This is a genomic window from Urbifossiella limnaea, assembly GCF_007747215.1.
GTDB lineage: Bacteria > Planctomycetota > Planctomycetia > Gemmatales > Gemmataceae > Urbifossiella > Urbifossiella limnaea.
Genome location: NZ_CP036273.1, coordinates 4940144 through 4963969 on the forward strand (window position 1 = coordinate 4940144; position 23826 = coordinate 4963969).

The 23826-nt window shown below is 71.9% G+C and carries 16 protein-coding genes; 7 read left to right on the plus strand and 9 right to left on the minus strand.

Annotated elements, in window-relative coordinates:
* Positions 1-2: 2 nt before the first annotated feature.
* Positions 3-524, plus strand: a complete 522-nt coding sequence (locus ETAA1_RS20180; RefSeq protein ID WP_261342025.1) for a transposase — start codon at positions 3-5, stop codon at positions 522-524.
* Between the two features lie 426 nt (positions 525-950).
* Here ETAA1_RS20180 and ETAA1_RS20185 read toward each other — a convergent pair whose 3' ends face one another.
* From ETAA1_RS20185 to ETAA1_RS20195, 3 genes are read right to left on the minus strand one after another with little or no spacing between them, the layout of a single operon-like run.
* Positions 951-1499, minus strand: a complete 549-nt coding sequence (locus tag ETAA1_RS20185; protein ID WP_145241635.1) for a VOC family protein — start codon at positions 1497-1499, stop codon at positions 951-953.
* A gap of 44 nt (positions 1500-1543) precedes the next feature.
* The gene (locus ETAA1_RS20190; RefSeq protein ID WP_145241636.1) at positions 1544-2656 is read right to left on the minus strand and encodes a mandelate racemase/muconate lactonizing enzyme family protein; all 1113 of its coding nucleotides are present in this window, start codon (positions 2654-2656) and stop codon (positions 1544-1546) included.
* A gap of 28 nt (positions 2657-2684) precedes the next feature.
* Entirely contained in the window at positions 2685-3503 is an 819-nt protein-coding gene (locus tag ETAA1_RS20195; protein ID WP_145244727.1) for a dimethylarginine dimethylaminohydrolase family protein, read from the minus strand.
* 161 nt (positions 3504-3664) lie between these two features.
* Here ETAA1_RS20195 and ETAA1_RS20200 point away from each other — a divergent pair, with 161 nt between their 5' ends.
* Positions 3665-6178, plus strand: coding sequence for a sigma-70 family RNA polymerase sigma factor (locus tag ETAA1_RS20200; protein WP_145241638.1), 2514 nt, complete (start codon positions 3665-3667; stop codon positions 6176-6178).
* Positions 6179-6276: 98 nt separating this feature from the next.
* On the opposite strand, the gene ETAA1_RS20205 is transcribed toward ETAA1_RS20200, so the two are convergent.
* The 3 genes from ETAA1_RS20205 to ETAA1_RS20215 all read right to left on the minus strand — a co-directional run bounded on the left by ETAA1_RS20205 (position 6277) and on the right by ETAA1_RS20215 (position 8998).
* The gene (locus ETAA1_RS20205) at positions 6277-7524 is read right to left on the minus strand and encodes a PQQ-binding-like beta-propeller repeat protein (RefSeq protein ID WP_145241640.1); all 1248 of its coding nucleotides are present in this window, start codon (positions 7522-7524) and stop codon (positions 6277-6279) included.
* Between the two features lie 74 nt (positions 7525-7598).
* Entirely contained in the window at positions 7599-8699 is a 1101-nt protein-coding gene (locus ETAA1_RS20210) for a WD40/YVTN/BNR-like repeat-containing protein (RefSeq protein ID WP_145241642.1), read from the minus strand.
* Between the two features lie 5 nt (positions 8700-8704).
* Positions 8705-8998 carry a ubiquitin family protein gene (locus tag ETAA1_RS20215; RefSeq protein ID WP_145241644.1) on the minus strand — a complete coding sequence of 98 codons (294 nt, stop codon included), beginning with the start codon at positions 8996-8998 and terminating at the stop codon, positions 8705-8707.
* A 93-nt stretch (positions 8999-9091) separates the two neighbouring features.
* Between ETAA1_RS20215 and ETAA1_RS20220 the strand changes: the two genes are divergently transcribed.
* The 3 genes from ETAA1_RS20220 (at position 9092) to ETAA1_RS20230 (ending at position 13780) form a co-directional block, all read left to right on the plus strand.
* Positions 9092-10567 carry a N,N-dimethylformamidase beta subunit family domain-containing protein gene (locus ETAA1_RS20220; protein ID WP_145241646.1) on the plus strand — a complete coding sequence of 492 codons (1476 nt, stop codon included), beginning with the start codon at positions 9092-9094 and terminating at the stop codon, positions 10565-10567.
* A gap of 246 nt (positions 10568-10813) precedes the next feature.
* Positions 10814-12604: an FG-GAP repeat domain-containing protein gene (locus ETAA1_RS20225; RefSeq protein WP_145241648.1), complete on the plus strand. Its 1791-nt coding sequence runs from the start codon at positions 10814-10816 to the stop codon at positions 12602-12604.
* A gap of 39 nt (positions 12605-12643) precedes the next feature.
* On the plus strand, positions 12644-13780 hold the full coding sequence (locus ETAA1_RS20230) for an FG-GAP repeat domain-containing protein (protein ID WP_202920285.1): 1137 nt from the start codon (positions 12644-12646) through the stop codon (positions 13778-13780).
* 79 nt (positions 13781-13859) lie between these two features.
* On the opposite strand, the gene ETAA1_RS20235 is transcribed toward ETAA1_RS20230, so the two are convergent.
* Positions 13860-16010 carry a DUF1549 and DUF1553 domain-containing protein gene (locus ETAA1_RS20235; protein ID WP_145241652.1) on the minus strand — a complete coding sequence of 717 codons (2151 nt, stop codon included), beginning with the start codon at positions 16008-16010 and terminating at the stop codon, positions 13860-13862.
* Between the two features lie 7 nt (positions 16011-16017).
* Positions 16018-18429: a hypothetical protein gene (locus ETAA1_RS20240; RefSeq protein WP_202920286.1), complete on the minus strand. Its 2412-nt coding sequence runs from the start codon at positions 18427-18429 to the stop codon at positions 16018-16020.
* 158 nt (positions 18430-18587) lie between these two features.
* On the opposite strand from ETAA1_RS20240, the gene ETAA1_RS20245 reads away from it, so the two are divergent.
* Together ETAA1_RS20245 and ETAA1_RS20250 are read left to right on the plus strand one after the other, a co-directional pair.
* The gene (locus ETAA1_RS20245; RefSeq protein WP_145241656.1) at positions 18588-19964 is read left to right on the plus strand and encodes a DUF1501 domain-containing protein; all 1377 of its coding nucleotides are present in this window, start codon (positions 18588-18590) and stop codon (positions 19962-19964) included.
* A gap of 18 nt (positions 19965-19982) precedes the next feature.
* Entirely contained in the window at positions 19983-20714 is a 732-nt protein-coding gene (locus ETAA1_RS20250) for a hypothetical protein (RefSeq protein WP_145241658.1), read from the plus strand.
* Here ETAA1_RS20250 and ETAA1_RS20255 read toward each other — a convergent pair.
* Complete coding sequence (locus ETAA1_RS20255) at positions 20699-23797, minus strand: DUF6797 domain-containing protein (protein ID WP_145241660.1); 3099 nt, start codon at positions 23795-23797, stop codon at positions 20699-20701. The genes ETAA1_RS20250 and ETAA1_RS20255 overlap by 16 nt on opposite strands.
* Positions 23798-23826 lie beyond the last annotated feature (29 nt).

Below are 23826 nucleotides of genomic sequence, written 5' to 3' on the forward strand. Positions count from 1 at the left end.
TCCTGGCGGAGGACGAGACCGACCTGCTGCTGTTCCCGCCGCTGCGGTCCGCCTGGTCGCCCCGGGGCCAGCCCAAGGAGGTTCTCCTCTGCGGGCGGAACGGCCGGCGGGTGGTCTTCGGGGCGATGAACCTGCGGACCGGCCACCGGCTGTTGGTGCCCCGGGAGCACCAGCGGGCGGCCGACTTCCAGGCGTTCCTGCGGGTGGTGCGCAGCTCCTACCGGGGCTGGCACGTGGCGATGCTGCTGGACGAGGACCCGAGCCATACGGCCAAGGGGTCGGTCCGGCTGGCCGACGAGTTCGGGTTCGAGTTGCTGTGGCTGCCCAAGCGGGCACCCCAGCTCAACCCGATGGACACGTTGTGGGGCCAGGCCAAGGACGTGGTGAGTGCCGACAAGCAGTACGCCACCCTGGAGGAGCAGGTCGAGCGGTTCATCGCTTACCTCGAGAGCCAGTCACCCGCGTGGGCCTTGAAGACCGCCGGCGTCTTCTCTGACGACTTCTGGTTGGGGAACGTCTTGTGAAAGAACTTCTGCGGACCTGCTTAGATCACTAATGCTGTTGTCGATCTCCTGCTCCAAATCAATCCGTTTGTCGAGTACGCGGTGAATAAGGCTACAAATGAAGTCGCTGTTATACTCCTCTTTAACGAAGTCATTGACGTACTTGTCCACCGCATTCTGCACAACATCGTCGACCAGATCGGTGATTGCCCCCTCGGCTTGTTGCCGAATCGCTCGATAAATGAGCGCCTCAAACTGCTCGCCTATCTCTTTCACTGAATAGGTCTCGCTCAAGGATGATGTCCAATTTCAGAGAGTATCACCCAGCTTCGATCGGATTGCAAGAGGCAAGTGTTTTCCGCGTGTGCCCGAGACTGCTCACGCTGCATGAGACTTTCCCTGGTGGCGTCCTCATTGATGCTGAGGGCGGATTGTACCCCACTGGCGTCATTTCATGTTCCCGTCGGCGGCGACGGTACTCTTCATCAACTCCTTCACGTTCGCGGCGCAGAAGCCGTATCCCTTTCGCTCGATGAACTCGAAGATCACGCCGGTCAGCCGGTGCGGGGTGGTGAAGATCTGGGTCAGGTCGTCGCACTTGAAGGCGTGGTCGGAGGTGAAGTCGCCCCAGCCGTTGGCCACCCACTCCTGCCGCTTCGCCTCCACGTCCGGCACCTCGTACGCCAGGTGGTGGATGCCGCCGACGCCGCCGCGGGCCGCGACCCAGTTGCCGACGATGCTCCCCGGCGTCCCCTCGCTCACGAACACCTCGGGGGCCAGGTGGTACACCACGCCGTCGGGCCCGGGCAGCGAGAACGCCGCGTGCTTCCCCGGCTTCTCCGGCGGCTCCAGCGCCACGCACCGGGCGGCGTCCGTCTTCTCGTCGTTGAAGAAGATGTCGAACTCGGCCTGGAACGTGTAGCCGAACGCGTCCGACAGGAACTTCACCGTCGCGTCGCGGTCGGCGACCCGGTAGGCGATGTGATCGAGCCTCATGGCTTGCCCTCGTGTGCGGTCGTGCCACTGGAATTCTACGGCCGTTATTTCACGCGGTACTTCGCCACCGTCGCCTCGTTGATGGTCACGCCGAGGCCCGGCGCGTCGCTCACCGTCACCCAGCCGCCCGGCGCCTCGAACACCTCGCGCGTCAGGTCGTGCCGCAGCGGCGAGTCGGCCATGCAGAACTCGAACACGTCCACGCCCGGCAGCGCGGCCATCACGTGGAGGCTCGCGGCGATCGTGATGCCGCTCTTGAAGCTGTGGTTGCACACCCGCTTGAACCGCTCCCGCGCCGCCCGCCCGACCGCCAGCATCGTGCTGATCCCGCACCGCCCCGGGTCCGGCTGCACCCAGTCCAGCCCGCCCTCGTCCAGCATCCGCACGAACTCGCTCAGCCGGCACTCCGTCTCGCCCGCGGCAATGGGCGTCGGGCTCGCCGCGGACAGCTGCCTGTACCCGGCCAGGTCGGCGGGGTGGAGCATCTCTTCGAGCCAGTACGGGCGGAACTCGGCGAACTGGTGGCTGCGGCGGATCGCGGTGCGGGCGTCGAAGCACTCGCCGGCGTCCACCAGCAGGTCGATCCCGTCGCCGAGCCCGCGCCGGGCCTCGCGGACGAGCGCCACGTCGCCGGCTTCGGACTGCCCCATCGGCCCCCAGCCGAACTTAACGGCCGTGAACCCGCGGTCGGCCCAGCGGCGGGCGGCTTCGTAGGTCGCGGCAGGGGTGTCGCCGAACAGCACGCTGCTGTACGCCCGGAACCGCGTCTGGAACGGCCCGCCGAGCAACCGGTATACCGGCTGCCCGAGCGCCTTGCCGGCGATGTCCCACAGGGCCATGTCGATGCCGGCCATCGCGTGAACGGCGACGCCGCCGCCGGCGAAGTACACGGCGGCGCGGCGCATCCGCTCGTTACACACCTCGACGGCCAGCGGGTCGAGCCCGACCACCACGCGCCCAAGGCCCGAGGCCTGGGTATGGCTCATCGGCGCGTCGATGGCGGCCTTCACCACCTCGGGGCTCGAATCGACCTCGCCCCAACCGGAGATGCCGGCATCGGTGTCGACGCGGACGAGACAGGTGTCCTGGGTGCCGTCCGCGGCGGCGACGACGTTCGGCAGGCGGAGGACGATCGCTTCGACGGCGGTGATCTTCATGGACGGGGTTCCTCGGGTTGCGGTCAACCTACGAACCCGCCGCCCGCTGCTTCCACCCCGCGGCCTCCTCCCCGTCGAGGCGCAACGTCAGGCACTTGGCACTGCCGCCGGCCTTCAGGAACTCGTCGAGCTCGACTTCGACCGGCTCGTACCCCGCGGCCCGCAGTGCGGCCCCGAGTTCCGGGCACCGGCTGTTGTGAACCACCGTCCGTCCCACGACCACGGCGTTGCAGCCGAACCGCACCGCGTCCGCCTCACCAACGGGGATGAGCTTCGGCACGTGTGCCGCCAGCACCTTCCGGCCGTAGTCGTCGAACGCCCCAGGGAAGTAGAGCGCTTCGCTTGGCGCGAGCGGGCAGAAGCAGGTGTCGAGGTGGTAGAAGCGTGGGTCCACGAGTTCGACCGGCAGCACGCGTACGCCGAGTGCCTGGCCGACCCACTGGTGCGCGGCCGCGGCCGAGCGGGTGCGGTAGCCGGCGAACAGGGTGTCGCCGCAGAACAGGGCGTCGCCGGCCCCCTCGTGATACATCCCCTCGGGTAGGTGTTCGACCGTGAACCCGTGCGCCGCGAACCACTCGTCGAACACCGGCGACTCGCGGGCGCGAACCTCGTGCCGGAACCGGCTGCTGAGGAACCTCTTCCCGAACACGAGCCCGGCGTTCGCGGTGAACACGAGGTCCGGCAGGCCCGGCCGCGGGGTCAGCTCCTCGACCGCGGCGCCGAGTGACAGCAGCGTGTCACGCAGGGCGCGCCACTGGGTGAAGGCGTGCTCGCGGCCGGCCCCGAGGGAGCGGTTCATCCACGGGTTGATCTCGTACTCGATGCCGTAGTGGTCGGGCGGGCACATGAGGACGCGGGCGGCCACGGGTCACCTCCGGGGCGGGCACGCCATTCTACGCGGCCGCCGTGGTACACTTCTCGAAGCCCCGTGACGTGTTGAGGCGGAATCCTGAGCGGCCGGCCCGGCGGGCGGGCAGTACCCGGGTAGTCGCTTCCCCGAGGCCGACCATGATCCGCCCCGCGTACCGCCCCGACACCACTGAGCCCGACCGCGTCCTCCTCCGCCGCTACGCCGCCGGCGACCCGGCCGCGTTCGCGCAACTGCTCGACCGGCACGGGCCGCTCGTGCTCGGCGCCTGCCGCCGCGCCGTCGGCGGGCACGCCCACGCCGCCGAGGACGCGTTCCAGGCCACGTTCCTCGTCCTCGCCCGCAAGGCCGCGGGGCTCCGCGATCCGGACTCGCTCCCCGGCTGGCTGTTCGGCGTGGCCCGGCGGGTGGCGGCGGCTGCGCGCCGCCGCGACACCCGGCACGAGCGCGCGAGCCGGGCCGGGGCGAAGCCGGAAGCCGTGCCGGCCGGCAAGTGGGACGACCTGCTCGCCGTCGTCGACGAGGAGATCGCGGCGCTCCCGGACGACCTGCGGGCGGCGGTGCTGCCGTGCCTGTACCACGGGAAGACCCAGGACGAGGCCGCGGCCGAACTCGGCTGGACCCTCAGCACGCTCCGCCGCCGGCTCGACCGCGGCCGCGAACTCCTCCGCTCTCGCCTCACCACCCGCGGCGTCGCCCCGGCCGTGGCCCTCGTCGCCGGGGCGGTCGCGCCGTCGGCGGTGAGCGCACTCCCTCCGCAGGTGCGGGCCGCGACGCTCGACCTGGCCGCCGGCGGCACCGCCCCCGCGGGCGTGACGGAGTTGGCGCGCGGCGGTGCGCCGGCCGGCCTCAGCCCCGCGTGGGTCGTCGCCGGCGTCACCGCAGTCGGCGTGGCCGTGGGGGCGGCTGCGTGGTTCGGATCCAACCACCAGCCGCCGTCGCCCGCCCCGGCAACGGCGTCGATGCCCGAGCCGCCGAAGCCCGAGGTGCTGCCGGCCCTTCCCGCGGCACCCTTGCCCCCGCGGGCCATCGTCCGGCTCGGCACCACCCGCTTCCGCCACGGCACCGACGGCGCCTTCGGCCTGGTCGATCCGCTCGGCGTCACCCGCCTCGGCTTCCTTCCCGACGGCACGCTCACCTCCGTCGGCGGCGGGCGCGTCCGCTTCTGGGACGCCGCGACTGGCGTCGAGCGTGACGGACCCGGTGTCGCGGTCGGGTCACGGTGGGTACTGCGGGCCGTTCCGTTCGACGCCGGCCGCCGCCTCCTCGTCCCCGAGCAGGACGCGGCCGGCAACCTCCTCCCGGCGGCGCGGGTGTGGACCCTCGTGGATCGCAGGGCCGGACCGGTGCTGGCGTTCGCCCGCCACACTGGCCGCAAGGGCGACGTGATCGGCCCGACCGCCGTGAGTGCCGACGGCACCCGGTTCGCTCAGACCGACGGCAACGGCGACGGCTGGCTGTGGCACGCCGACTGCTCGACCGGGGCGAAGCTCGCGGGGAAGGTGCGCGAGCACGGCCCGGCAGCGTTCCTGCCCGGCGGCGGAGAACTCGTGACCGCGTGCCCCGACGGCTCGTTCCGCGTGTGGGACGCCGCCGACGGGAAGGAACTGCGGGCGTTCGGCGACCCGGCCCCCCACATCGCCGCGGCGGCGTCGGCGGACGGCACCCGGGTGGCCGTCGTGGGCGAAGACCCCGACCCGGCCGGCAACACGGGCCCGAGGCAGGTGGTCGTTTGGGACACGGCCCGCGGCACGGTGGTGCGGCGGTTCCCGCTCCCCGGGCTCATCGGCTTCGTGGCCGGCGGTGGGGCGGTCGCGTTCACCCCCGACGGCCGGCACGTCGCCGCCGTGGGCCACGTCCGCAACCGCACGCTGGAGGTCCGCTGGTGGGCGCTGGACGGCAACGGGTCCGGCCACTGGACGGCAATGAGTGAGGGGACGCCGCCGCAGCCGCTGGCCGTGGCGAACGACCTGCGCACCCTGGCCGTGGGCAGCGGCTCCGGCTCCGCTCGCGGGGTCATCCGTGTGTTCGACGGCGTGACTGGCGTGGAGCGCGTGCCGCCGGACGGGATGCCGGGGCCAGTGCAGGGGGTCGCGTTCGCGGCCGGCGGGTCCGGGGTGGTGACGACCGACCACTTCGGGCGACTGGCGACGTGGGACGTGACCACGGGCAAGCAGCAACACCTGACCGTGACCGATCGGCAGTCGCCGCCGGAAACCGACGTGGGGTTCGACGTGCCGGCCGCGCTGGGGTTGGCAGGGCCGCTCGGGCCGCAGCAGCCGGGGGTGCCGCCGGCGGTGGTGAAGTCGGTAGCGGTGTCGGCGGACGGGTCGCGGGTGGCCGTCGGCGTGGCGACGTTCCCGCCGGGACAGGGGTGGGGCCGGGTATACGTCCTCAACCGGGCGACACGGGCGGTGCTGTGGTCGGCCCCGGTGGCGGACGCGGCGGTGACGAGCCTGGCGTTCAGCCCCGACGGCTCGCGGCTCGCGGTCGGCACGACGGTGGTGCGGGTGTTCGCGGCCGCGACCGGGGCCGGGGGTCTGACGCTGGACGGGCACCGCGGCGCGGTGACGGCGCTGGGCTTCTCTGCGGACGGGAAGCGGCTGGCGTCCGGAGCGACGGACGCGACCGCGGTGTTGTGGAACGTGGAGTAAGGAAGAAATTCAAGCTCCCGCAGAGGCGCAGAGCCGCGGAGGAGAACGGAATTGGCTTCGTTCTTCTCCGCGGCTCTGCGCCTCTGCGGGAGACTGCCTCACTTCCCCTCCAGCCGGTACACCGCCTTCGCGGTGCGGGCGAACAGCGCCGGCCCCTCGGCCGCGTAGCTCGCCAGTGCCTTCTCTTCCAGCCGGTTCTTCGCCAGTTCCTCGTACTCCGCCCCCGGCTTGAACACCACGCCGGTGCCGTCCTCCGCCAGCAGGTACACCCGGCCGCCGGCGTAGACCGGCGACGCCGAGTACGCCCCGCCCAGGTTCTCGGCCCACCGCTCCCGCCCCGTCATCGCGTCAAAGCAGGTCAGCGCGCCAGAGTCGCTGACGCAGTAGAGCGCGTCGCCGATCAGCAGCGGCGAGGCGTTCCGCGGGGCGCCCTTCTTCGCCGTCCAGGCCACGTGCGTGGCCGTCACGTCGCCGGTGCCGCCGAGCTTCACCGCATACAGCACGGGGTTGTCGTAACCGGTGCTGAAGTAGACCATGCCGTTCCCCGCCACCGGTCGCGGCACCACCGAGTAGCCGCTGAACTTCGCCCGCCACACCTCCTTGCCCGTGCCGGGTTCCAGCCCCATCACCACGTCGCTGCCGACCGACACGAGCTGGTCCGAGCCCTTCACCGACACCACGAGCGGGGTGCCGAACGAGAACGGCTTCCCCGGCTTGGCGTCGCGCGGGGTCGTCCACGACGCCTTCCCGGTGGCCGCGTCGAGGGCCACGACCTGCTGCTTGTCGGTGCCGTCGATGCTGAACACGAGTTTGCCGTGTGTCAGAACCGGGCTGCCGCCGTTGCCGTGGACGGGGGCGTAGCGCAACTCGCGCGTCTGCCACAGCGTCGCCCCGGTGCCGGCGTTGAGGCAGGCTGTGCCCATGTGGCCGAAGTGGACGTAGACGCGGTCTCCGTCCACGACCGGCGTCGGGCTGGCGTGGCTGTTCTTCGAGTGGATGTTCGGGGCGTCCTTGCCGTCCTGCTGGAACACCTCCACGTCCCACAGCACGGCCCCGGTGGCGGCGTCGAGGCAGAGCGCCCGCAGCGACTGGCTGGCCTTCTTCTCCTCGCTCTGTGGCACGGCAGTTGTGATGTAGACCCGGCCGCCGGCGACGACCGGCGACGACCAGCCGGAGCCGGCGACGGGCGTGCGCCAGCGGACGTTCTTGGTCGGGCTCCAGGTGATGGGCGGGTCAGCCTTGTCGGCGTGCCCCTGGGCGGTGGGCCCGCGGAACTGCGGCCAGTCGGCGGTCGCGGCGACCGGCAGGGCGGCGAGTGCGAGGAGTGGGAACGCGAGGCGGGACATGGCGGCTCCGGAGGGGCGGCGGGGAGGGAAGGATATGATCCCCGCCGCGGCCCGGGAACGCCAGCGAAAAGCGATTACGGAGCGTACGTGACCGCGTGGACCGGCGGCAGCCGGGCGGCGAGCTGCGCCCAGTTGTCGCCACCGTCCTCCGTCAGCCATACACCGCCGGTCGTCGAGCCGAACGCCAGGCGGTCGCCGGTCGCGTCGATCGCCAGCGCGTGCCGGTAGACGATGTCGTAGGCCGGCTCGGTCGGCAACCCGTTCCGCAGCACGTCGAACGACGCCCCGCCGTCGCGCGTCCGGCTCACCACCAGTTTCCCGTCCACCGGCACGCGCCGCTCGTCCTTCGTCGCCGGCACGAACCACGCGGTGTCGGGGTCCGTCGGGTGGACCGCGACCGCGAAGCCGAAGCCGCTCGGGGCGGCGTTCGGGACGTGCGCCCACGTCCGCGCCCCGTCGGCCGACTGGAACACGCCGTTGTGGTGCTGAATCCACAGCCGGTCGGGCGCGGCCGGGCAGTGCCGCATGATGTGCGGGTCCTGCGCCACCGGGTTCAGGCGCAACTCCGGCGGCATGTAGTCGGCGTGCATCCCGGTGCCGACCGCCCACGTCGCCCCGCCGTCGGTGCTCGTCCACACCCCGCCGGTCGACACGGCCACGCGAAGGACGTTCGGGTCGCGCGGGTCGCGGAGGACGGAGTGGATGCCGGGGTGGTCGGCGCCGCCGCCCATCCAGTGCATCCGCTCCGGCATGTCCCACAGCCCGCGGACCAGCTCCCACGACCGGCTGCCGTCGTCGGAGCGGAACAACCCGCCCGGCAGTGTACCGCACCACAGCCGGCCGGGCTGCGTGGCGTCGCCCGACTCCAGCGCCCAGATCAGCTTCAGCGTCGCGGGGTTCGGCGGCTTGCCGTCGCCGGTGCCGACCACCTCGCCCTCCGGGTACGCGGGCGCGGCCCGGTCCTCCCACGTCTTCCCCTGGTCGGGCGAGAACTTCAGCTTCACCCCGAAGTGGCCGAGGTTCAGGGCCGCGTACCAGCCGCCGTCGCGCGGGTCCACGTGGGTCAGCGTCACGTTCTCGGCGAGAAACGACACCCCACCGACACCCCACCCCGCGGGGCCGCGGTCGAGGGTGAACAGCCCCTTGCGGGTGGACACGAGCACGCGGTCGGACATGGGCGTCATCCCCCGGAAAGAGCCTGACAGAGGTAGACTTCGGCGTCGGCCGGCACCGGCTCCGCGAGCCGCGCCTTGTCGGCGACGGCGACGTTGTCCACGAACGCGACGACGTGGTGCCGGAGCGCCCCGCGCTCGTCCACGACGTAGCTTCGGAGCGTGGGGTACGCCACAAACAGCGCGTCGAGCACTTCGCGCACTGTCGTGCCGCTCACAGTGCAGGAGCGCTCGCCGACGTTGTTGCCGGGCGCGGCGGTGAGCCAGCGGGCGACGGCGGGTGCGACGACGACGGTCGGCATGGTGTGCGGCTGTACCATTCGGCGCCGGCGGCGCGAAGGGCGGTTGCGGCGCGGCGGCGGTGCGGTACAGTGGGGCCACCCCAGGAGCCGCCCATGCCCCGCCCGACCCGCCGCCAGGCGCTTGCCGCCCTCGCCGCCACCGGCGCCCAACCCGCACGGCCGAAGCTCATCGCCGACGAGAACGCCCGCCCCGGCTCGACCGACTGGCAGCTCTCCTACGTGAAGTTCGACGCCGCCGCGAAGTACCGGCAGTCCGTGCTCGAAGGCTACGCCACCCGGATGAGCGTGAAGGCGGGCCAGGAGATCGGCTTCTGCGTCAGCTGCGTGCCGGCGTCGGCCGTGACGATCGACGTCTACCGCCTCGGCTACTACGGCGGCGCCGGCGGCCGGCTGGTGCGCTCACTCGGGCCGGTGAACGTCACACCACAGCCGACGCCGCCGGTCGGCCCGGCGCGGCTCCGCGAGTGCCGCTGGCCGGCGGCCGCCGCGCTCACCGTTCCCGCCGACTGGCCGAGCGGCGTCTACCTCGCCAAGCTGTCCGCCGCCGCGCACCGCTACCAGAGTGCGGTCGTCTTCGTCGTCACCGACGACCGCCCGGCCGACGTGCTCGTGCAGTGCAGCACGAACACCTGGCAGGCGTACAACAAGTGGCCCGACGCCCACTCGCTGTACGACAACGACCGGCCGGACCGGAAGCCGCTCGTGTCCGGCGTGCGGGCCAGCTTCGACCGGCCGTTCGCCAAGTACCCGCAGGTGAGCGACAACCCGCTGTCACTCGGCACCGGCGAATTCCTGCTGTTCGAGTTCCCCTTCGCGTACTGGCTCGAAAAGCACGGCTACGACGTGACCTACTGCACGAACGAGGACGTGCATGCGTCGCTCGAAACCGTGACACGCCGCAAGGCGTTCCTGTCGATCGGGCACGACGAGTACTGGAGCCGGCCGCAGTTCGACCACGTCTCCGAGGCCGTACGCCGCGGCGTCAACGTCGGCTTCTTCAGCGGCAACGCGGTGTGCTTCGTCACGCCCTTCTCGCCGAGTTCCGACGGCCGGCCGAACCGGATCATCGAGCGCCGCGGCCGGTACGGCGGCATCCGGCCCGAGGAGGAGAAGTGGATGGCCGACCTCCCCGAACCGGGCCCGGACGAGGCGACGCTGATCGGCGCGCGGACCGTCATCCCGTTCAACGGCTCCGGCGACTGGGTGTGTACGAAGCCGGACCACTGGGCCTTCGCAGGCACCGGAATGAAAGCGGGCGACCGCATTCCTGGGTTGGTCGGTTGGGAGCACCACGGCAACCCGGCGCCGATTCCCGGGCTGGAGGTGCTGGCCGCGGGCAAGACGTGGAACGGGGCCGAGCAGGAGAGCCACTACGAGGCGACGATTTACCCCGGCCCGCGCGGCAACACGGTGTTCAACGCGGCGACGATCTTCTGGGCGCAGGGGCTGGCGTCGCCGCCGGGTCACTGGCTGCCGTTCGTCCACAACGGCCGCCCGCACGGGCCCGACCCGCGCGTCGAGCGGATCACGCACAACCTCCTGCGACGGTGGACGGGAGTCGGCGGGTGACGCCACGCCCGACTCGGTTCGGGTCGTAGTGATTGGGAGAACTGTCCGGACGGGTACCTGAGTGGCCCGCGGGGTGGTCCGCCGGTGGGTTTGAGGAACGGGCGGGGGCGTGATACCCTGAGATCAGGAATAATCCGTTCAACTCCCTCACTCTGGCCAGGCATCCCAATGCCCCCGGCTCATCCCTCGTCTTCCTGGTGCGTCCGTCTCGGTGGCGAACGGCTGGAGTCCCGCGACTGCCCGGCCGTGGTCTTCGAGAACGACTACTCGCAGGACGTGTTCGGGTACTTCACCCCCGAGCGGCGGGCGCTGCTCGAGTACGCCCAGCAGCAACTGCTGCCCTACCTTCAGGACAACCTCGCGGCCATCACCCCCGACCCGGCCCGGGGGAACAACTGGTCGATCCAGTTCCTGAACACCGCGACCGGGCAAAACGTCGTCATCCCCAACCCGACCATCCCGGCGAGCGTCATCCGCATCTACGCCTGGGGCGCCCCGGCGGGCAGCTTCCCGAGGCCCGATACCCTCGCGACCGGCGCGTCGGCCGGGTTCAGCGCCCAGGGCTACCCGGCGTGGTACGACACGATCGTCGCGCGGGGGCAGACCGGGCGGCTGGCCACGCCGGTCTCCGACACGTCGGTCTTCGCCATCCGGATCGACGTGAACATGGACGTGCCGCAGTACGAGAGCACCACCCCGCCGCCGCCCGGCTCGCCGTCGGATCTGGTCAGCACCCTCCAGCACGAACTGCTGCACGGGCTCGGGTTCACCAGCTCGAACCCCGCCACCGTGCGGTGGATCAACCCGGCCCTGGAGTTCATCGGCCCGGCCGTGTTCGCCCTGACCGGCCAGCCGGTCCCGACCGGTGGCAGCCACTGGGCACCGGGGCTGACGATCGACGGCGTGCCCGCGCTGATGGGGCCGTACCAGACCAACCAGCGGCTCAGCACACTCGACGCCGCGTTGCTCGCGGACATCGGGTGGGAGTCGGGCGTCCCGCCGCCGGGCCGCGGGGTGCTGGGCTCGACCGGCGGGACGCCCGGCCTCGGCGACCCGTTGAACGACCCGCCGAGCACGCTCTCCGGCCGGTTCGCCGTCGGCCAGGGCGGCGGCGAGGTGGCCGCGATCAGCAACCCGGACGGGACGCCCGTGCTCCTGGCCACCCCGTTCCCCGACTTCGCCGGCGGCGTCCGGACGGCGGCCGCGGACTTCAACCGCGACGGCATCCCGGACCTGGTCGTCGGCACCGGCCCCGGGACGACGGCGCGGGTCCGCGTGCTCGACGGGCGGGACGCGCGCGAGCTGTTCGCGATCACCCCGTTCGGCGACTTCACCGGCGGCGTCTACGTCGCGGCCGGGGACCTGAACGGCGACCGGGTGGCCGACCTGGTGATCAGCCCGGACGAGGGCGGCGGCCCGCGGGTGCTCGCCCTCAGCGGGCTGGACAACTTCGCCACACTCGCGGACTTCTTCGGCATCGCCGACCCGAACTTCCGCGGCGGGTGCCGGGTGGCGGTCGGCGACGTGAACGGCGACGGGTTCGGCGACCTGCTCGTGGCGGCCGGGGTCGGCGGCGGCCCGCGGGTGTCCGGGTACGACGGGAAGTCGCTCGCGGCCGGCGCGTTCGCGCCGGTGTTCCCCGACTTCTTCGTGTTCGAGGAGACCCTCCGGAACGGCGCGTTCATCGCGGTCGGGGACGTGGACGCCGACGGGCGCGCCGACCTGATCGCCGGCGGCGGCCCGGGCGGCGGCCCGCGGGTCCTCGTCCTGAGCGGGCAGGCCCTGGTCGGCGGGGTCCAGCAGCCGCTCGGCGACTTCTTCGCCGGGGACACCGGCAGCCGGGGCGGCGTCCGGGTGACCGCCCGCGACCTGAACGCCGACGGGCGGGCCGACGTCATCACCGGCTCCGGGGACGACGCCGGGACGCGGCTGAACGCGTACGACACGAGTTCCATGACCCCGACCGGCGGGACCCCACGGGTGTTGATTTCGCTGGACTTCACCCAGCGGTTCCCCGGCGGGCTGTTCGTCGGCTGACCCCGGCGCAGGCCGATGGCACGACACACCGAGACTCCCATGCCGACCCACGTTCCCGGGCCGACCGGCGCCCGCTCCCGTCTCGGACGACTCGCGCGGCTGCCCCACCGGGTCCGGCTGGAGGTGTGGCAACTCGAGGACCGGGTCGTGCCGGCCACGGCGGGGTTCGTCGAGGGGCCGGACGGGACGCTGTTCCCGGTCCCGTCCGAGGCGACCTCGCTCCCCGCCGGCGCCCTGGGGCTGCCGTTCCTTGCCCTCGCCCCGCAGGGGGAAGCGCCGCCGGTCGTGCGGTTCAACAACCCGCAGACCGGGATACGGATGTTCCCCTTCGTCCCCTTCGCCCCGGACTTCCTGGGCGGGGTGCGGCCGGCCGCGGCCGACGTGACGGGGGACGGCGTGCCCGACTTCGTCGTCGGGGTGGGGCCGGGCGGCGGGTCGGAGGTCCGGGTGTACGACGGGGCCAGCGGCGCCCAGGCCGCCGGCCCGCTCGGCAGCTTCCAGGCATTCGAGGCGGGCTTCACCGGTGGGGTGAGCGTGGCGGCGGCGGACGTGAACCGGGACGGGTTCGCGGACGTGATCGTGGCGGCGGGGACCGGGGGCGGGCCGCGCGTCCGGGTGCTCAGCGGGGCGGACGGGGCCGTGCTGGCCGACTTCTTCGCCGCGGACGAGACACTGCGTTTCGGCCTCGTGGTGGCGGCCGCCGACGTGAACCGGGACGGGGCGGCCGACATCATCACCGCCACCGGGGCCGGCGGGGTGGCGGAGGTGACGGTGTTCAGCGGCCTGGACCGGTCGCGGCTGGCGGGCTTCCTGGCGTTCGAGCCGGACTTCACCCTTGGGGTGAGCCTGGCGGCCGCCGACGTGACCGGGGACGGGGCGGCGGACGTGCTGGTCGGGGCGGGTCGCGGCGGCTCGCCGCGCGTCCGGGTGTTCGACGGCGCGTCCGGGTCGGTGGTGAAGGACTTCTACGCCTTCGAATCGTCATTCCGCGGCGGGGCGAATGTGGCGGGGATCGACACCGACGGAGAAGGGTTGGCGGAGATCGTCACCGGGGCCGGGCCGGGCGGCGGGTCGCGGGTCCGGGTGCTCGACGCAACGACCCTCGCCGAGCGAATCTCGTTCGCCGCGTACACCGCGCCGTTCGACAACACCGGTGTCGTCGTCGCCGGGCGCTGACCGGGAAGTGGCGGAGGTGTCGCGCCGGCCACCACCCGTGCCGCGCGCTCCCGGCGCACTCTGCCGACAGTCCAAGTCGTCAGTGCCGCAGCAGGAACTCGTTCGTGTTCAGCAGCGCGTGCTGCACGTCCTGCAACCCCGCGGCCCGGTCTGGCACCGTCGCCAGGTGCCGCGTCACCAGCTCGCGTTCCCGAGCCGTCGGGCGGCGGCTGAGCGTCGCCAGGTACACGCGCTCCACGATCCACTCGGTGTCCTTCCCGGCCCGCAGCCAGCCGGCAACGCGGCCGTCGGCCGCGCGCACCTTGCCGACCACGCCGGCGTTGTTGAGCATGTGCAGCACCTGCGGCAAACCCGGGTCGTCCTCGCGGGCGCACTCGCACACCGCGTCGCGGACCGGCTTCGAGAACGCCTGCAAGAACGGGTGCGACACCCCGCCCTCGGGCAGGTCGAGCGCCCGAGTCCCCTTCGGATAACCCTTGAACTCCTCGGGAACGCCGGTCGCCGCCGACACCGCGTCCAGCGCCTGCTCCGCGGCCAGCATCCGCACCGCGGCCTTCACAAAGTACCGCTCCGGGTCCGCGGCCCGCGGCGACTGGGCCGGCGCGTCCGCGGCGAGTTGGTACGTCCGCGAGTTCAGGATCGTGCGGAGCAGCGGCTTCAGCCGGAAGCCGCCGCGGGCGAACTCGTCGGAGAGGCGCTTCAGCAACTCCGGGTTGCTGGGCGGGTTCGTGTCGCGGAAGTCGTCCACCGGATCGACGACCCCCTTCCCGAGCAGGTGGTACCAGACGCGGTTGGCTACCGACGGCGCGAAGAATCGGTTACCCGGGGCAGTGAGCCAGTCGGCGAGTGCCCGGCGGCGGTCGTCGTCGGGCCCGAGGCCCGGCGGGCGGTCGCCGAACGCGACGGGCGGCTGCGGGCGGCGCGTGAGCGGGTTGTTCAGCTCGCGGCCGGGGGCGAGCGCGACCATCTCGTCGTCGAGGCCGAATTGGGCGCCCTTCAGCTGCACCCGGGCGAAGAACGCGGCGAGGCCGTAGTAGTCGGCCTGGGTGATGTTCTCGAACGGGTGGTTGTGGCACTTCGCGCACTGCACGCGGACGCCGAGGAACAGCTGGGCCGTCGCCTCCGCGGCCTCCTCGGGCGTGCGGCTGACGCGGAAGAAGTTCGCCGCCGGGCGGTGCAGCGTGTTGCCGCTCGCGGTCAGCAGGTCGCGCGCGAAGTCGGTGACCGGCCGGTCGTCGGCGACCGTGCGGACGAGGTAGCGGTGGAAGCTGTGGACGCCGCGGTCGCTGATCGTGGTCGGGCTGCCGCGGAGCACGTCGGCCCACTTCATCGCCCAGAACAGGGCGTAGTCGTCGGTCGCGAGGAGCCGGTCGATCAGCTTCGCGCGCTTGTCGGGCTCGCGCGAATCGAGGAACGCGGCGGCGGCCTCGGGGGTGGGGATGGTGCCGGTCACGTCCAGGTAGACGCGGCGCAGGAACACCTCGTCGGAGCAGACCACGGCGGGGAGGAGTTGCAGCTCGCGCTGCTTGGCGAAGACGAGTTCGTCGATCGCATTCGCGGGCGGGGGGCCGCGGAACGTGAACGCCGGATCGAGATCGACGCGCACGAGCCGCACGCCGGCGATCTGGTCGAGGTAGCGAGCCAGGACCGACGCCTCGGCCGTACGCGGGTGCGTGACGAGCCCGCCGGGCGTGACGAGAACGGCGGCCGGGTCGCTCGACGTGAACACGGTGAGGTCGGTCACGTCGCGGCGGGTGCCGTCGCGGAAGTGAGCGAACACGGCGAGTTGTCGCGCCGGCGGGTCGGTTTTCCGAGTGTCGCCGGGACGGATTTCGAGTCGGGCGAGGCCGGCGGGGGCGCTGTCGCGGGCGCCGGCGGCGATCCACTCGGCGAGGACGCGATAGGCGGCGTCGGAGGGGCCGAACAGCCGGCCGCCCTGGTGCGGCACGCGGCCGCTCCCCTTCAGAAGGATGAGGCTGTCGTCGGGGTTCTGCGGGTTGACGCGGCGGCCGCCGGTCTCTCGCGTGAGCGTGACGAGGTCGAGGTCGGGGTCGGCGCCGCGGAGGGAGAGGCGGAAGCCGTTCTTCCCCTGCGGCGAGCCGTGGCAGGCACCCGCGTTGCACCCGGCGCGCGACAGCGCGGCGATCACGTCGCGGCGGAACTCGACCGACTCCGCGGCGCACGCCGGCGCGGCGGCGAGGGCGAACACGGCGGCGAGGGCGGAGCGCATCGGAACCTCAGTTCTTCTTCGGCGCGGCCGCCCGCACCTCGACCGGCACCGCCGCACGAACCTCCTCCTCGAACCCGTCCACGTCGGCGGTCGCCGTCACCGTCAGGTTCTGCTGCCGGGCCGCGGCGGCTGGTGACACCGCGATGTCAATCTCGGCCGCGGTCGCTCCCTTCGCCACGATCACGACCTCGGGAAACGTCACGTCCGCCATCGGCGTCAGCCGCAGCGTCACGGGGCCGTCGAAAGATTTCGCCCGGCTCACGAGCAGCTTCATGCGCCCCGACTCGCCCGGAAGAAGCTTCACTTGCGCCGGCTCGGCGGCAACCCGGAACGCGGTCGTCACCTCCAGGTCGAACGTTCGCGTCAGCGCGATCCGCCGGCCGGCGTGGGTGCCGGTGGCGGTGACGGCCACGCGCGTCTTTCCGAGGTTCGACAGGATTTTCGCCGCCACCACACCGGCGGTCGCGTCCGGGAACTCGGCGTACAGGCGGGTGCGACCCTCGTTCTTGTCGGCGAGTTGGCCCCCGGCGGCGGTGACGGTGAGCGGCCCGTCGAAGCCGGCGGCGCGGGTCGTGGCCAGCGGGATCGGCGCCTTCTGGTAGCGCGGCAGTACCACGACCGACTCCGGCAGTTCGAACGTGAACGGCGCCGGCGGTGTGACCTGCACCGCAAGCCGGTCGGCGACCGCGGCCGGCAGGCGCCGCTGGTCTTCGCGGAGGGCGAGCGAGATCAGGTCCACGTTCTCCAGCTTGCGGTCGATCAGCGGCCGCGTCCGCACGGACACCCACTCGCCAGCGACCTCCGCGGCGAGTTGCACGGTGTGCACGCCGAGCGGCGCCGCGTCGGCTTCGAGCTTGCAAACGACCGAGGCGGCCCCGGTCGGGATTTCGTCCGGTGTCAGACGCAAGCCCGGTGGTGCGCCAACGAGTCGCAGCTTGACGGCACTGCCGGTGCCGGTCCGCACGACGGGTACCGGTTGGTACGACCCCTGCGGCACGGTCAACCCCTCAACCTCGGCCGTCAACGTCGGCGGGAACGGGTCGCGGCGGGCGGTCACGCGGTAGGCGAATGCGTCGCCGCCGTCGCGGAGGGCGTCGCGCACGACGACGCCGTAGTCGCCGGTCGCGGGGGCGGTGAAGCTCAGGTTCACCTCGTCGTTCTGCTCCGCGCCGCGGGCCAGCTCGCGGCCGATTCGGTCCGTGACAGCGAGTTCCAGCTCCGCCGGCGAGTTCAGCGATTGTGCCTCGCCGCGGAGGAACAGACGCTCACCCTTCGCCAGCCGGACGCGAAACGTGTCGGCCCGGCCGGGCGTCCGCAGCACGCCGCACAGCGTGCCGGGCACGACCGCCGGCGTGGCCTGGGCGCGGCCGTGTGACAGCGTGCGGTCGATCGCCAGGAACGGGTTCAAGCGGCCCGGCCCGAGCTGGTACGCGAACGCGGCCGGCGGCGAGGCGAGTTGTGACAGCCCGCTGTCACGCCCCGCGTCGAACGGCTCGGCCACGGTCACCGGCCCGGCCGCGGTCGTGACCGGCACCCACGTCGAGCCGTGGTCACCGGGGCGTTTCAGAACGGCGTCGAACGGCCCGAGCGGCACCCGCCGCGGGGCGGCGATCGCGAACGCGGCGTCTGGCACCTCCGGGAGTGAGACGGGACCCACGAACCCGGCCTCGACGGCCGCCGGCACCGCAACGCGGCCCGCGGGGAAGCGGCCGACGCGGAGGACGTAGTGGTGCGTGTCGCCGCCGCGGAACCGGGCGTCGCGCACGTCCACGGTGTACGTTCCCGCCGCGGCGAAGCGGTGCTCGAAGCGGCAGTCGAAGCCGAGGCCGGGACTGTTGTCGTGCTCGGCCGCGAACGCCCCGGCCGCGTCGCGGATCGTCACCAGCGCGTCGGCGTCCTTCCCGAAGCGGTTCGCCACCGCCTCGAAGCTTACCCGTTCGCCGGCCCCGACTGCGATCCGGTAGCGGTCGCGGCTCCCCTCGCGGAGCGTGCCCCACGCGGCGGCCGGTAGTGACAGCGGGCTGTCAGCCGCCCCCGGCCGCACGGGCAGGTCGTCGATCAGAAACAGGTGCAAGTTCGACAGCCCGTGAGCGGTGGCGACGCGTAGCCCGCACACGCCCACCGGCGCGTCCAGCGCAACGGTCACGTCGAAGACGACGCGGTCCGGCCGGCTCTCGACCGGCACCGCCTTCAAGCCGCCCGCCGGGAGCGACGCCCACACGTCGAGCGCGGGGCCGAAGCCGTGGCCGGTGAATGTCACGCGCGTGGTCGTGCCGCGCTCCGCAGCGGGTGGTGTGATCGAGTCCACGAACGTCGCCGGCACGGAGCCGTAGGCCGGGCGAAGCCCGACGCGCGGGTCGGCGGCGCGTGCGGCCGGAAGCGCGAGCAGCACCGTCAGGGTGGCGAGGAGGTGTCTCATCGGGAAGCCGAGCCGGGGACGTAAGTCCCCGGATTCTGGCGGGGCGGGGCTGGCAGTCCGACTTTGTTCCATGCTACACTCGGCAGGAACGGATTGCACGCCGGAATCTGCCGCCTCCACCCGGGGCTCACGCCCTGCGGCTCGCCCGAGACATCGCCATGATCCGCCTGTGGGGCCGCTCCGCGCTCGACCGCCGCGAACTCCTCCGCGCCGGCGGCCTCGCCCTCGGCGGCCTCGCGCTACCGGCACTGCACAACCGGGGTCTCGCGTCCCCGGCTCGCCCCGGCAGCTTCGGGAAGGCGAAGAACTGCATCGTCCTGTACCTGTCCGGCGGCCCCGCCCAGCTCGACACCTTCGACCCCAAGCCCGACGCGCCCGACGACATCCGCGGCGAGTTCGGCACAATTCAGACGCGCCTTCCCGGCGTGCGCTTCTCCGACTTGCTGCCGCTGGCCGCGCAGTGGACGCACAAAACGGCGGTGGTGCGGACGCTGTGCCACGACCACAACGACCACGGCCGCGGGTCGTACTGGATGTTCACCGGCTACCCGTACCTCGGCAGCGTGCCGGACGTGAACAACATGAGCCGCCAGGACATGCCGCCGGTCGGGGCGGTGGTGGCAAAGCTCGCCCCAGGCAACGGCCCGCTCCCGGCGTGGGCCGTGGTGCCGCACCGGATGGACGTGGCCGGCGGCCGGCGCGCGGGTCAGTTCGCCGGGGCGCTCGGGCCGCGGTTCGACCCGCTCCTCACCGGCGGCAACCCGAACGACGACGGCTACAAGCTGGAGAACCTGCCGCTGGTGGCGAACGAGCCGCCGGCCGTGGTCCGCCGCCGGCTGTCGCTCGTGGACCAGCTCAACGCCGAGGCCGGCGCGCTGAACGCCCACGCCATGAGCGGCACCATCCGCGACGGGCAGGCGAAGGCGGTCGAGGTGCTGTCGTCGGACGCGGTGCGGCGGGCGGTCGATCTGAGCGCCGTCGCCACCGCCGAGCGCGAGCGGTACGGGCGGAACCTGTTCGGCCAGTCGGTGCTGCTGGGGAGCCGCCTACTCGGTGCGGGGGTGCGACTCGTGCAGTGCAACTGGCAGCGCGTGCAGGGCGTGAACGGCTTCGCGTGGGACACCCACTGGAACAACTTCACCGCCCACAAGGACGACCTGGTGCCGCCGTTCGACCGCGCGTTCCACGCACTGATGACCGACCTGGATCGCACCGGCAAGCTGGACGAGACGCTGGTGGTAGTAGCAGCCGAGTTCGGGCGGACGCCGCGGATCACGCGGAGCAACGCCGGTCGCGAGCACCACCCGGACTGCTTCAGCGTGGTGTTCGCCGGCGGTGGCGTGAAGGGCGGGCAGGTGGTGGGCGCGTCGGACCGCATCGCCGCGCGGCCGGCGACGCAGCCGATCACGCCGGCCGACTTCACGGCGACGATCTATCACCTGCTCGGCATCGACCCCGCCGGCGAGACGCACGACCAGGGCGGCCGGCCGATCGCGCTGTCGCGCGGCACGCCGATCCGTGAGTTGGTGGGCTGAACCACGGTCGCATTTGAAATGACCCGTCGTTGGCTTCTCGTCGCAGTGCTCGTGCTCGTGGGGACGTGTCTTACCCCTGCGGGCGCGGCGGCGTACATCCCGCCGCCCGCCCGGTCGTACACGATTTCGGCGGGCGAGTTCGTGTTCGTGATGATAGGCCCGCTCGGGTGGCCGTACTACGACGACAACGCGAACCCGGAGACTGCGGCCATCCGTGCCGTCTACCCGCGTAGCGGGATGTATCGTAATGACGGGTCGGCGACTCTGATCTGGCCGTTCGGCGAGCCCAACTCTTACGTCTACCGCGACAACATCTTTGTCTTCCCCGACGGGGTTCACCTCGTCGTTCACTGCAAAGTCGCGCAAGACCCCGATCACGGGCTGCTGAGCTTCTATGCTCGGGGCGAGCGGATCGGTGGGTACTCGGCCCGCGAACTCCTCTCGTGGCCGGGCCTCGTGCCGAGCATGCCGAAGTTTGCCGGCCAGCGACTGCAATACAAGTACCTGGAGGCCGTCGGCTTCGACCGTGAGAAGCTGGAATGCACGGCCCGGACCTACGACGGGAACTGGTATGTGTTCGACCTGCGGACCGGCCGCATTGTGTCCCGTACCCGCTGGTCGTTGTGGGTCGGTGTCGCCCTGTCAGCAGTGCTCGCGGTCGTGGCGTGGCTGTCCTTCCGCTTTTTCCGGAAACGGCGGCACAAACGGGCCGCAGCAATCGTGCCGGCCCAACGTCACGGTAGCGCGTGAATCGTGTTGTGGATCACGCCTGTCACCGGCCGGCCGTCGGCGCCCTTGAGACGGAATCGCACCTCCATCCCCATCGTCGGCGCGATGCCGTCGAGCGTCAGCCGCACCGTCTTGCCGTCCGCTTGCAGCACCGCCTGCTTCACCGTCAGCGGGTGCTCGTCCTGGTGCTTCGAGCCGTAGTTCTGGCTCCGCTTCAGCCCCCACACCTTCACCGCGTAATTCGCCGCGTCCGCGGCCGCGGTCGCGTCTAGCGCGTCGGTGAACGTGATCTCCAACCCGTCGGCCTTCGCACGCAGCCCGACCGGCACGTCGACCGGCTTGCCGGTGGCGCGGACGCGGTAGAAGCCGCCGGGGCCGGTCTGGTTGCCGGCCCAGGCGTACATGCCGCACACGTACAGCTGCCCGTCCGTCGGGTGGAAGCGCGGCCGCATGATCCCCGTCGGGAACGCCGGCAGCGGCAGCGGGCACATGCCGCCCTGCGTCTGCCCTTTCACCGTCTCGTGCGGCACCACGTACAGCTTGCCGGTGCCGTAGGACGTATTCAGTAGCGAGCCCTTCAGCGCGCCCCACTTCTCACTCGTCACCCAAATCAGCTCGGCGGGAGAGCGGTCGAACTCGTTCGTGACCCAGCACAGCGGCTGCTTCATCGCCGCGTCCGACGGGTCGGTGATGTCGGTGAAGCCCCACAGGTTGCCGTAGAAGCCGCCCTTCTCAACCCGGTTGATGCGGTTCTTCGGCGTCCAGAAGCCCTCCTGGTCGGTTACGAAGAACGAGCCGTCCGGATTGAGGCAGACGCCGTTCGCGGCGCGGAAGCCGGTGGCCAGAATCTCCGTCGTCGCGCCGTCGGCGCTCACCTTCAGCAGCGTGCCGTGGTGCGGCACCACCGCTTGCAGGGCGTGGCGGCCGCTCTTGGCGTAGTAGAAATTGCCGGCCGCGTCGGTCTGCAACCCCATGGCGAACTCGTGGAAGTGCTCGGTGACCTGATGGTCGCCGTTGAAGCACTCGTAGTAGTCGGTTTCGCCGTCGCCGTTCAGGTCGTGCAGCCGCACGATCTGGTCGCGGCAGCAGACGAAGAGCTGGCCGTCGCGCACCTTCAACCCGAGTGGCTGGAACAGGCCCGAGGCGATCCGCTGCCACAACAGGTTGCCCGCGGGGTCGAGTAGCCCCGACACGAGCCACACGTCGCCGTCCCAGGTGCAGACGGCCATGCGGTTGCCGTCCGGGAGGAAGTCGAAGCCGGTGAGCCGCAGCTGGGCGTTCCACGGGTTCCGCTCCGGCAGGCCGAACGTGTCTGCCGCGAACGGGCCGGCATCCTTCCCGACGCTCACGCTCGTCTTCAGCACATCGGGCCAGCGGCGCGGGCCGCCGGTCGTCAGCGGCTTCAGCGGCCGCGGAAGGGCGACCGTCTTCGCCTCGCCGATCACGACCTTCAGCAGCGCCGGCGTCGCGACCGCGGGGATGCTCAGGACGTGGAACCCGTCGCGCACGCCGAGTGACGCCCGGCTGTCACCGACGACGCGGACGTTGGCCCCCGCCGGGGCGATGCGCGCGAGCATGTCGCGGCTCGACTTGCCGACCTCGAGCGTGCGTGTGACGGCGTCGCCTTCCGCGCCGATCGCTTCGAGCACGTCCGCGTCGCCAACCATGTACGACAGGAGAGTCTGGTCGCCGAACGCGTAGCTGCCGCGGTACTTCGCCCACCCCTTCGGCAGCGGCCCGTAAGGCCGGCCGTCGCGGCCCTTCATCCGCGGGTCGTCGAAGCTCCCCGTTTCGGGGTTCGCCCAGCCGGGGCCGACCGGGTTCACCAGCCGCACGTCGCCGACGATCTTCGGGTGAACGCCGTGCCGGCCGTCGAAGTGAATCCCCTTCCAGTCGATGAACCCGTCGCCGGCCCACACCGCGGCGACGCGCATGGTGTCCAGGTCAAAGATCGCCCAGCGCTTGCCGCGCGACACGCCGCCGGGGCCGGGGTCGAGCCGCACCGCGAGCCCCTTGTAGGCGATGTTCGGCGCCGCCTTCGTACCGCCGACCTCGTACGTGTTGACGAGGCTCGGCCCGTAGTCGTTCGCCACCCACGGCTCGACGTTCGACGGCGCCGGGCCGTACTCGCCCTTTCGTCCTTGCGGCAGGGTTGCGAGGTAGGCGTCGTCCGTGCGCACGAGCTGGCCGGGGTTGTGGGGCCGCAGGTACGTTTCGCGGAGGTAGTGGATCACGTCGTACTTCTGCCGCGGAACCATCCACGTCTGCGGCGGCATCAGGCCGTAGCCGCGCGTCAGCGTCTGGTACATGCTCAGCGGGTCGCTTCCGTTCTTGAACACGTGCGCGGCAAACTTCGGCGACGTGGGGAGCGAGCCTGGCTGCTCCTTCGTGCCGTGGCAGTTGGCGCAAACGCGGCTGTAGATCGCCTCGCCGCGCTTGACGGCTTTCTCGTCGAGCCCGCGAATGAGGCCGGCGTGGTCGATGTCCTTCTCGTACTCGGGGATGACGAGCGCGGTCTGGGCCGGCCGCAGTTCCTTCGCCCGTGCCGGCCCCTGCTCCGCCACCTCGATCAGGTACTTCGTCAGGTCGAGGAACTGCTGCCGGTCGGAGAGGAGGTTGACGAGCCCGTCCGGCATCAGCGACTGCGTGCCGGCCTTGCGGGAGACGATGTCCGCCTTCGGGACGACGACGCGCGTGCCGTTCGCGGCGGGATCGACGAGCGTCAGTGCGTCGGCCGTCTCGGCGGCGACCAGCCCGGTAATCGTGCGGTCGGCGGCGGTCACGACGGTGATCGTCTCGAAGCCCTTCTTCAGCACCCGCGACGGGAACAGCACCGACTCGACGAGGTACTTGGCGGTGGCCTCCTTCCCCGCCGCGGCGAGGTCGGGGCCGAGGCGCGTCTCGGCCTCGGCGTCGTGGCACTTCGCGCAACTGAGTGCCGGCTGGAAGAACAGCGCGGCCCCACGGCCGGCGTCGCCGCGCTCGCGGGCGGCCTTCGCCAGCGCCGCCGGCGGCTCGGCGGCGAGTTGCTGCTGAAGTGGCTCGGCGAACGCCCGGGGCACGCCCGCAGTGAGCAAAAGGAGCGTGGCGGCGAAGCGCGACATTGGGCGGCCCCCGGGGTGATCGTGGCAGT

What these genes read in the sequence shown, in the direction of transcription:
- ETAA1_RS20185 (WP_145241635.1), bottom strand. Translation starts at nt 1,499, where the DNA reads ATGAGGCTCGATCACATCGCCTACCGGGTCGCCGACCGCGACGCGACG.
- ETAA1_RS20190 (WP_145241636.1), bottom strand. Translation starts at nt 2,656, where the DNA reads ATGAAGATCACCGCCGTCGAAGCGATCGTCCTCCGCCTGCCGAACGTC.
- ETAA1_RS20195 (WP_145244727.1), bottom strand. Translation starts at nt 3,503, where the DNA reads ATGTGCCCGCCCGACCACTACGGCATCGAGTACGAGATCAACCCGTGG.
- ETAA1_RS20200 (WP_145241638.1), top strand. Translation starts at nt 3,665, where the DNA reads ATGATCCGCCCCGCGTACCGCCCCGACACCACTGAGCCCGACCGCGTC.
- ETAA1_RS20205 (WP_145241640.1), bottom strand. Translation starts at nt 7,524, where the DNA reads ATGTCCCGCCTCGCGTTCCCACTCCTCGCACTCGCCGCCCTGCCGGTC.
- ETAA1_RS20210 (WP_145241642.1), bottom strand. Translation starts at nt 8,699, where the DNA reads ATGTCCGACCGCGTGCTCGTGTCCACCCGCAAGGGGCTGTTCACCCTC.
- ETAA1_RS20215 (WP_145241644.1), bottom strand. Translation starts at nt 8,998, where the DNA reads ATGCCGACCGTCGTCGTCGCACCCGCCGTCGCCCGCTGGCTCACCGCC.
- ETAA1_RS20220 (WP_145241646.1), top strand. Translation starts at nt 9,092, where the DNA reads ATGCCCCGCCCGACCCGCCGCCAGGCGCTTGCCGCCCTCGCCGCCACC.
- ETAA1_RS20230 (WP_202920285.1), top strand. Translation starts at nt 12,644, where the DNA reads ATGCCGACCCACGTTCCCGGGCCGACCGGCGCCCGCTCCCGTCTCGGA.
- ETAA1_RS20235 (WP_145241652.1), bottom strand. Translation starts at nt 16,010, where the DNA reads ATGCGCTCCGCCCTCGCCGCCGTGTTCGCCCTCGCCGCCGCGCCGGCG.
- ETAA1_RS20240 (WP_202920286.1), bottom strand. Translation starts at nt 18,429, where the DNA reads ATGAGACACCTCCTCGCCACCCTGACGGTGCTGCTCGCGCTTCCGGCC.
- ETAA1_RS20245 (WP_145241656.1), top strand. Translation starts at nt 18,588, where the DNA reads ATGATCCGCCTGTGGGGCCGCTCCGCGCTCGACCGCCGCGAACTCCTC.
- ETAA1_RS20250 (WP_145241658.1), top strand. Translation starts at nt 19,983, where the DNA reads ATGACCCGTCGTTGGCTTCTCGTCGCAGTGCTCGTGCTCGTGGGGACG.
- ETAA1_RS20255 (WP_145241660.1), bottom strand. Translation starts at nt 23,797, where the DNA reads ATGTCGCGCTTCGCCGCCACGCTCCTTTTGCTCACTGCGGGCGTGCCC.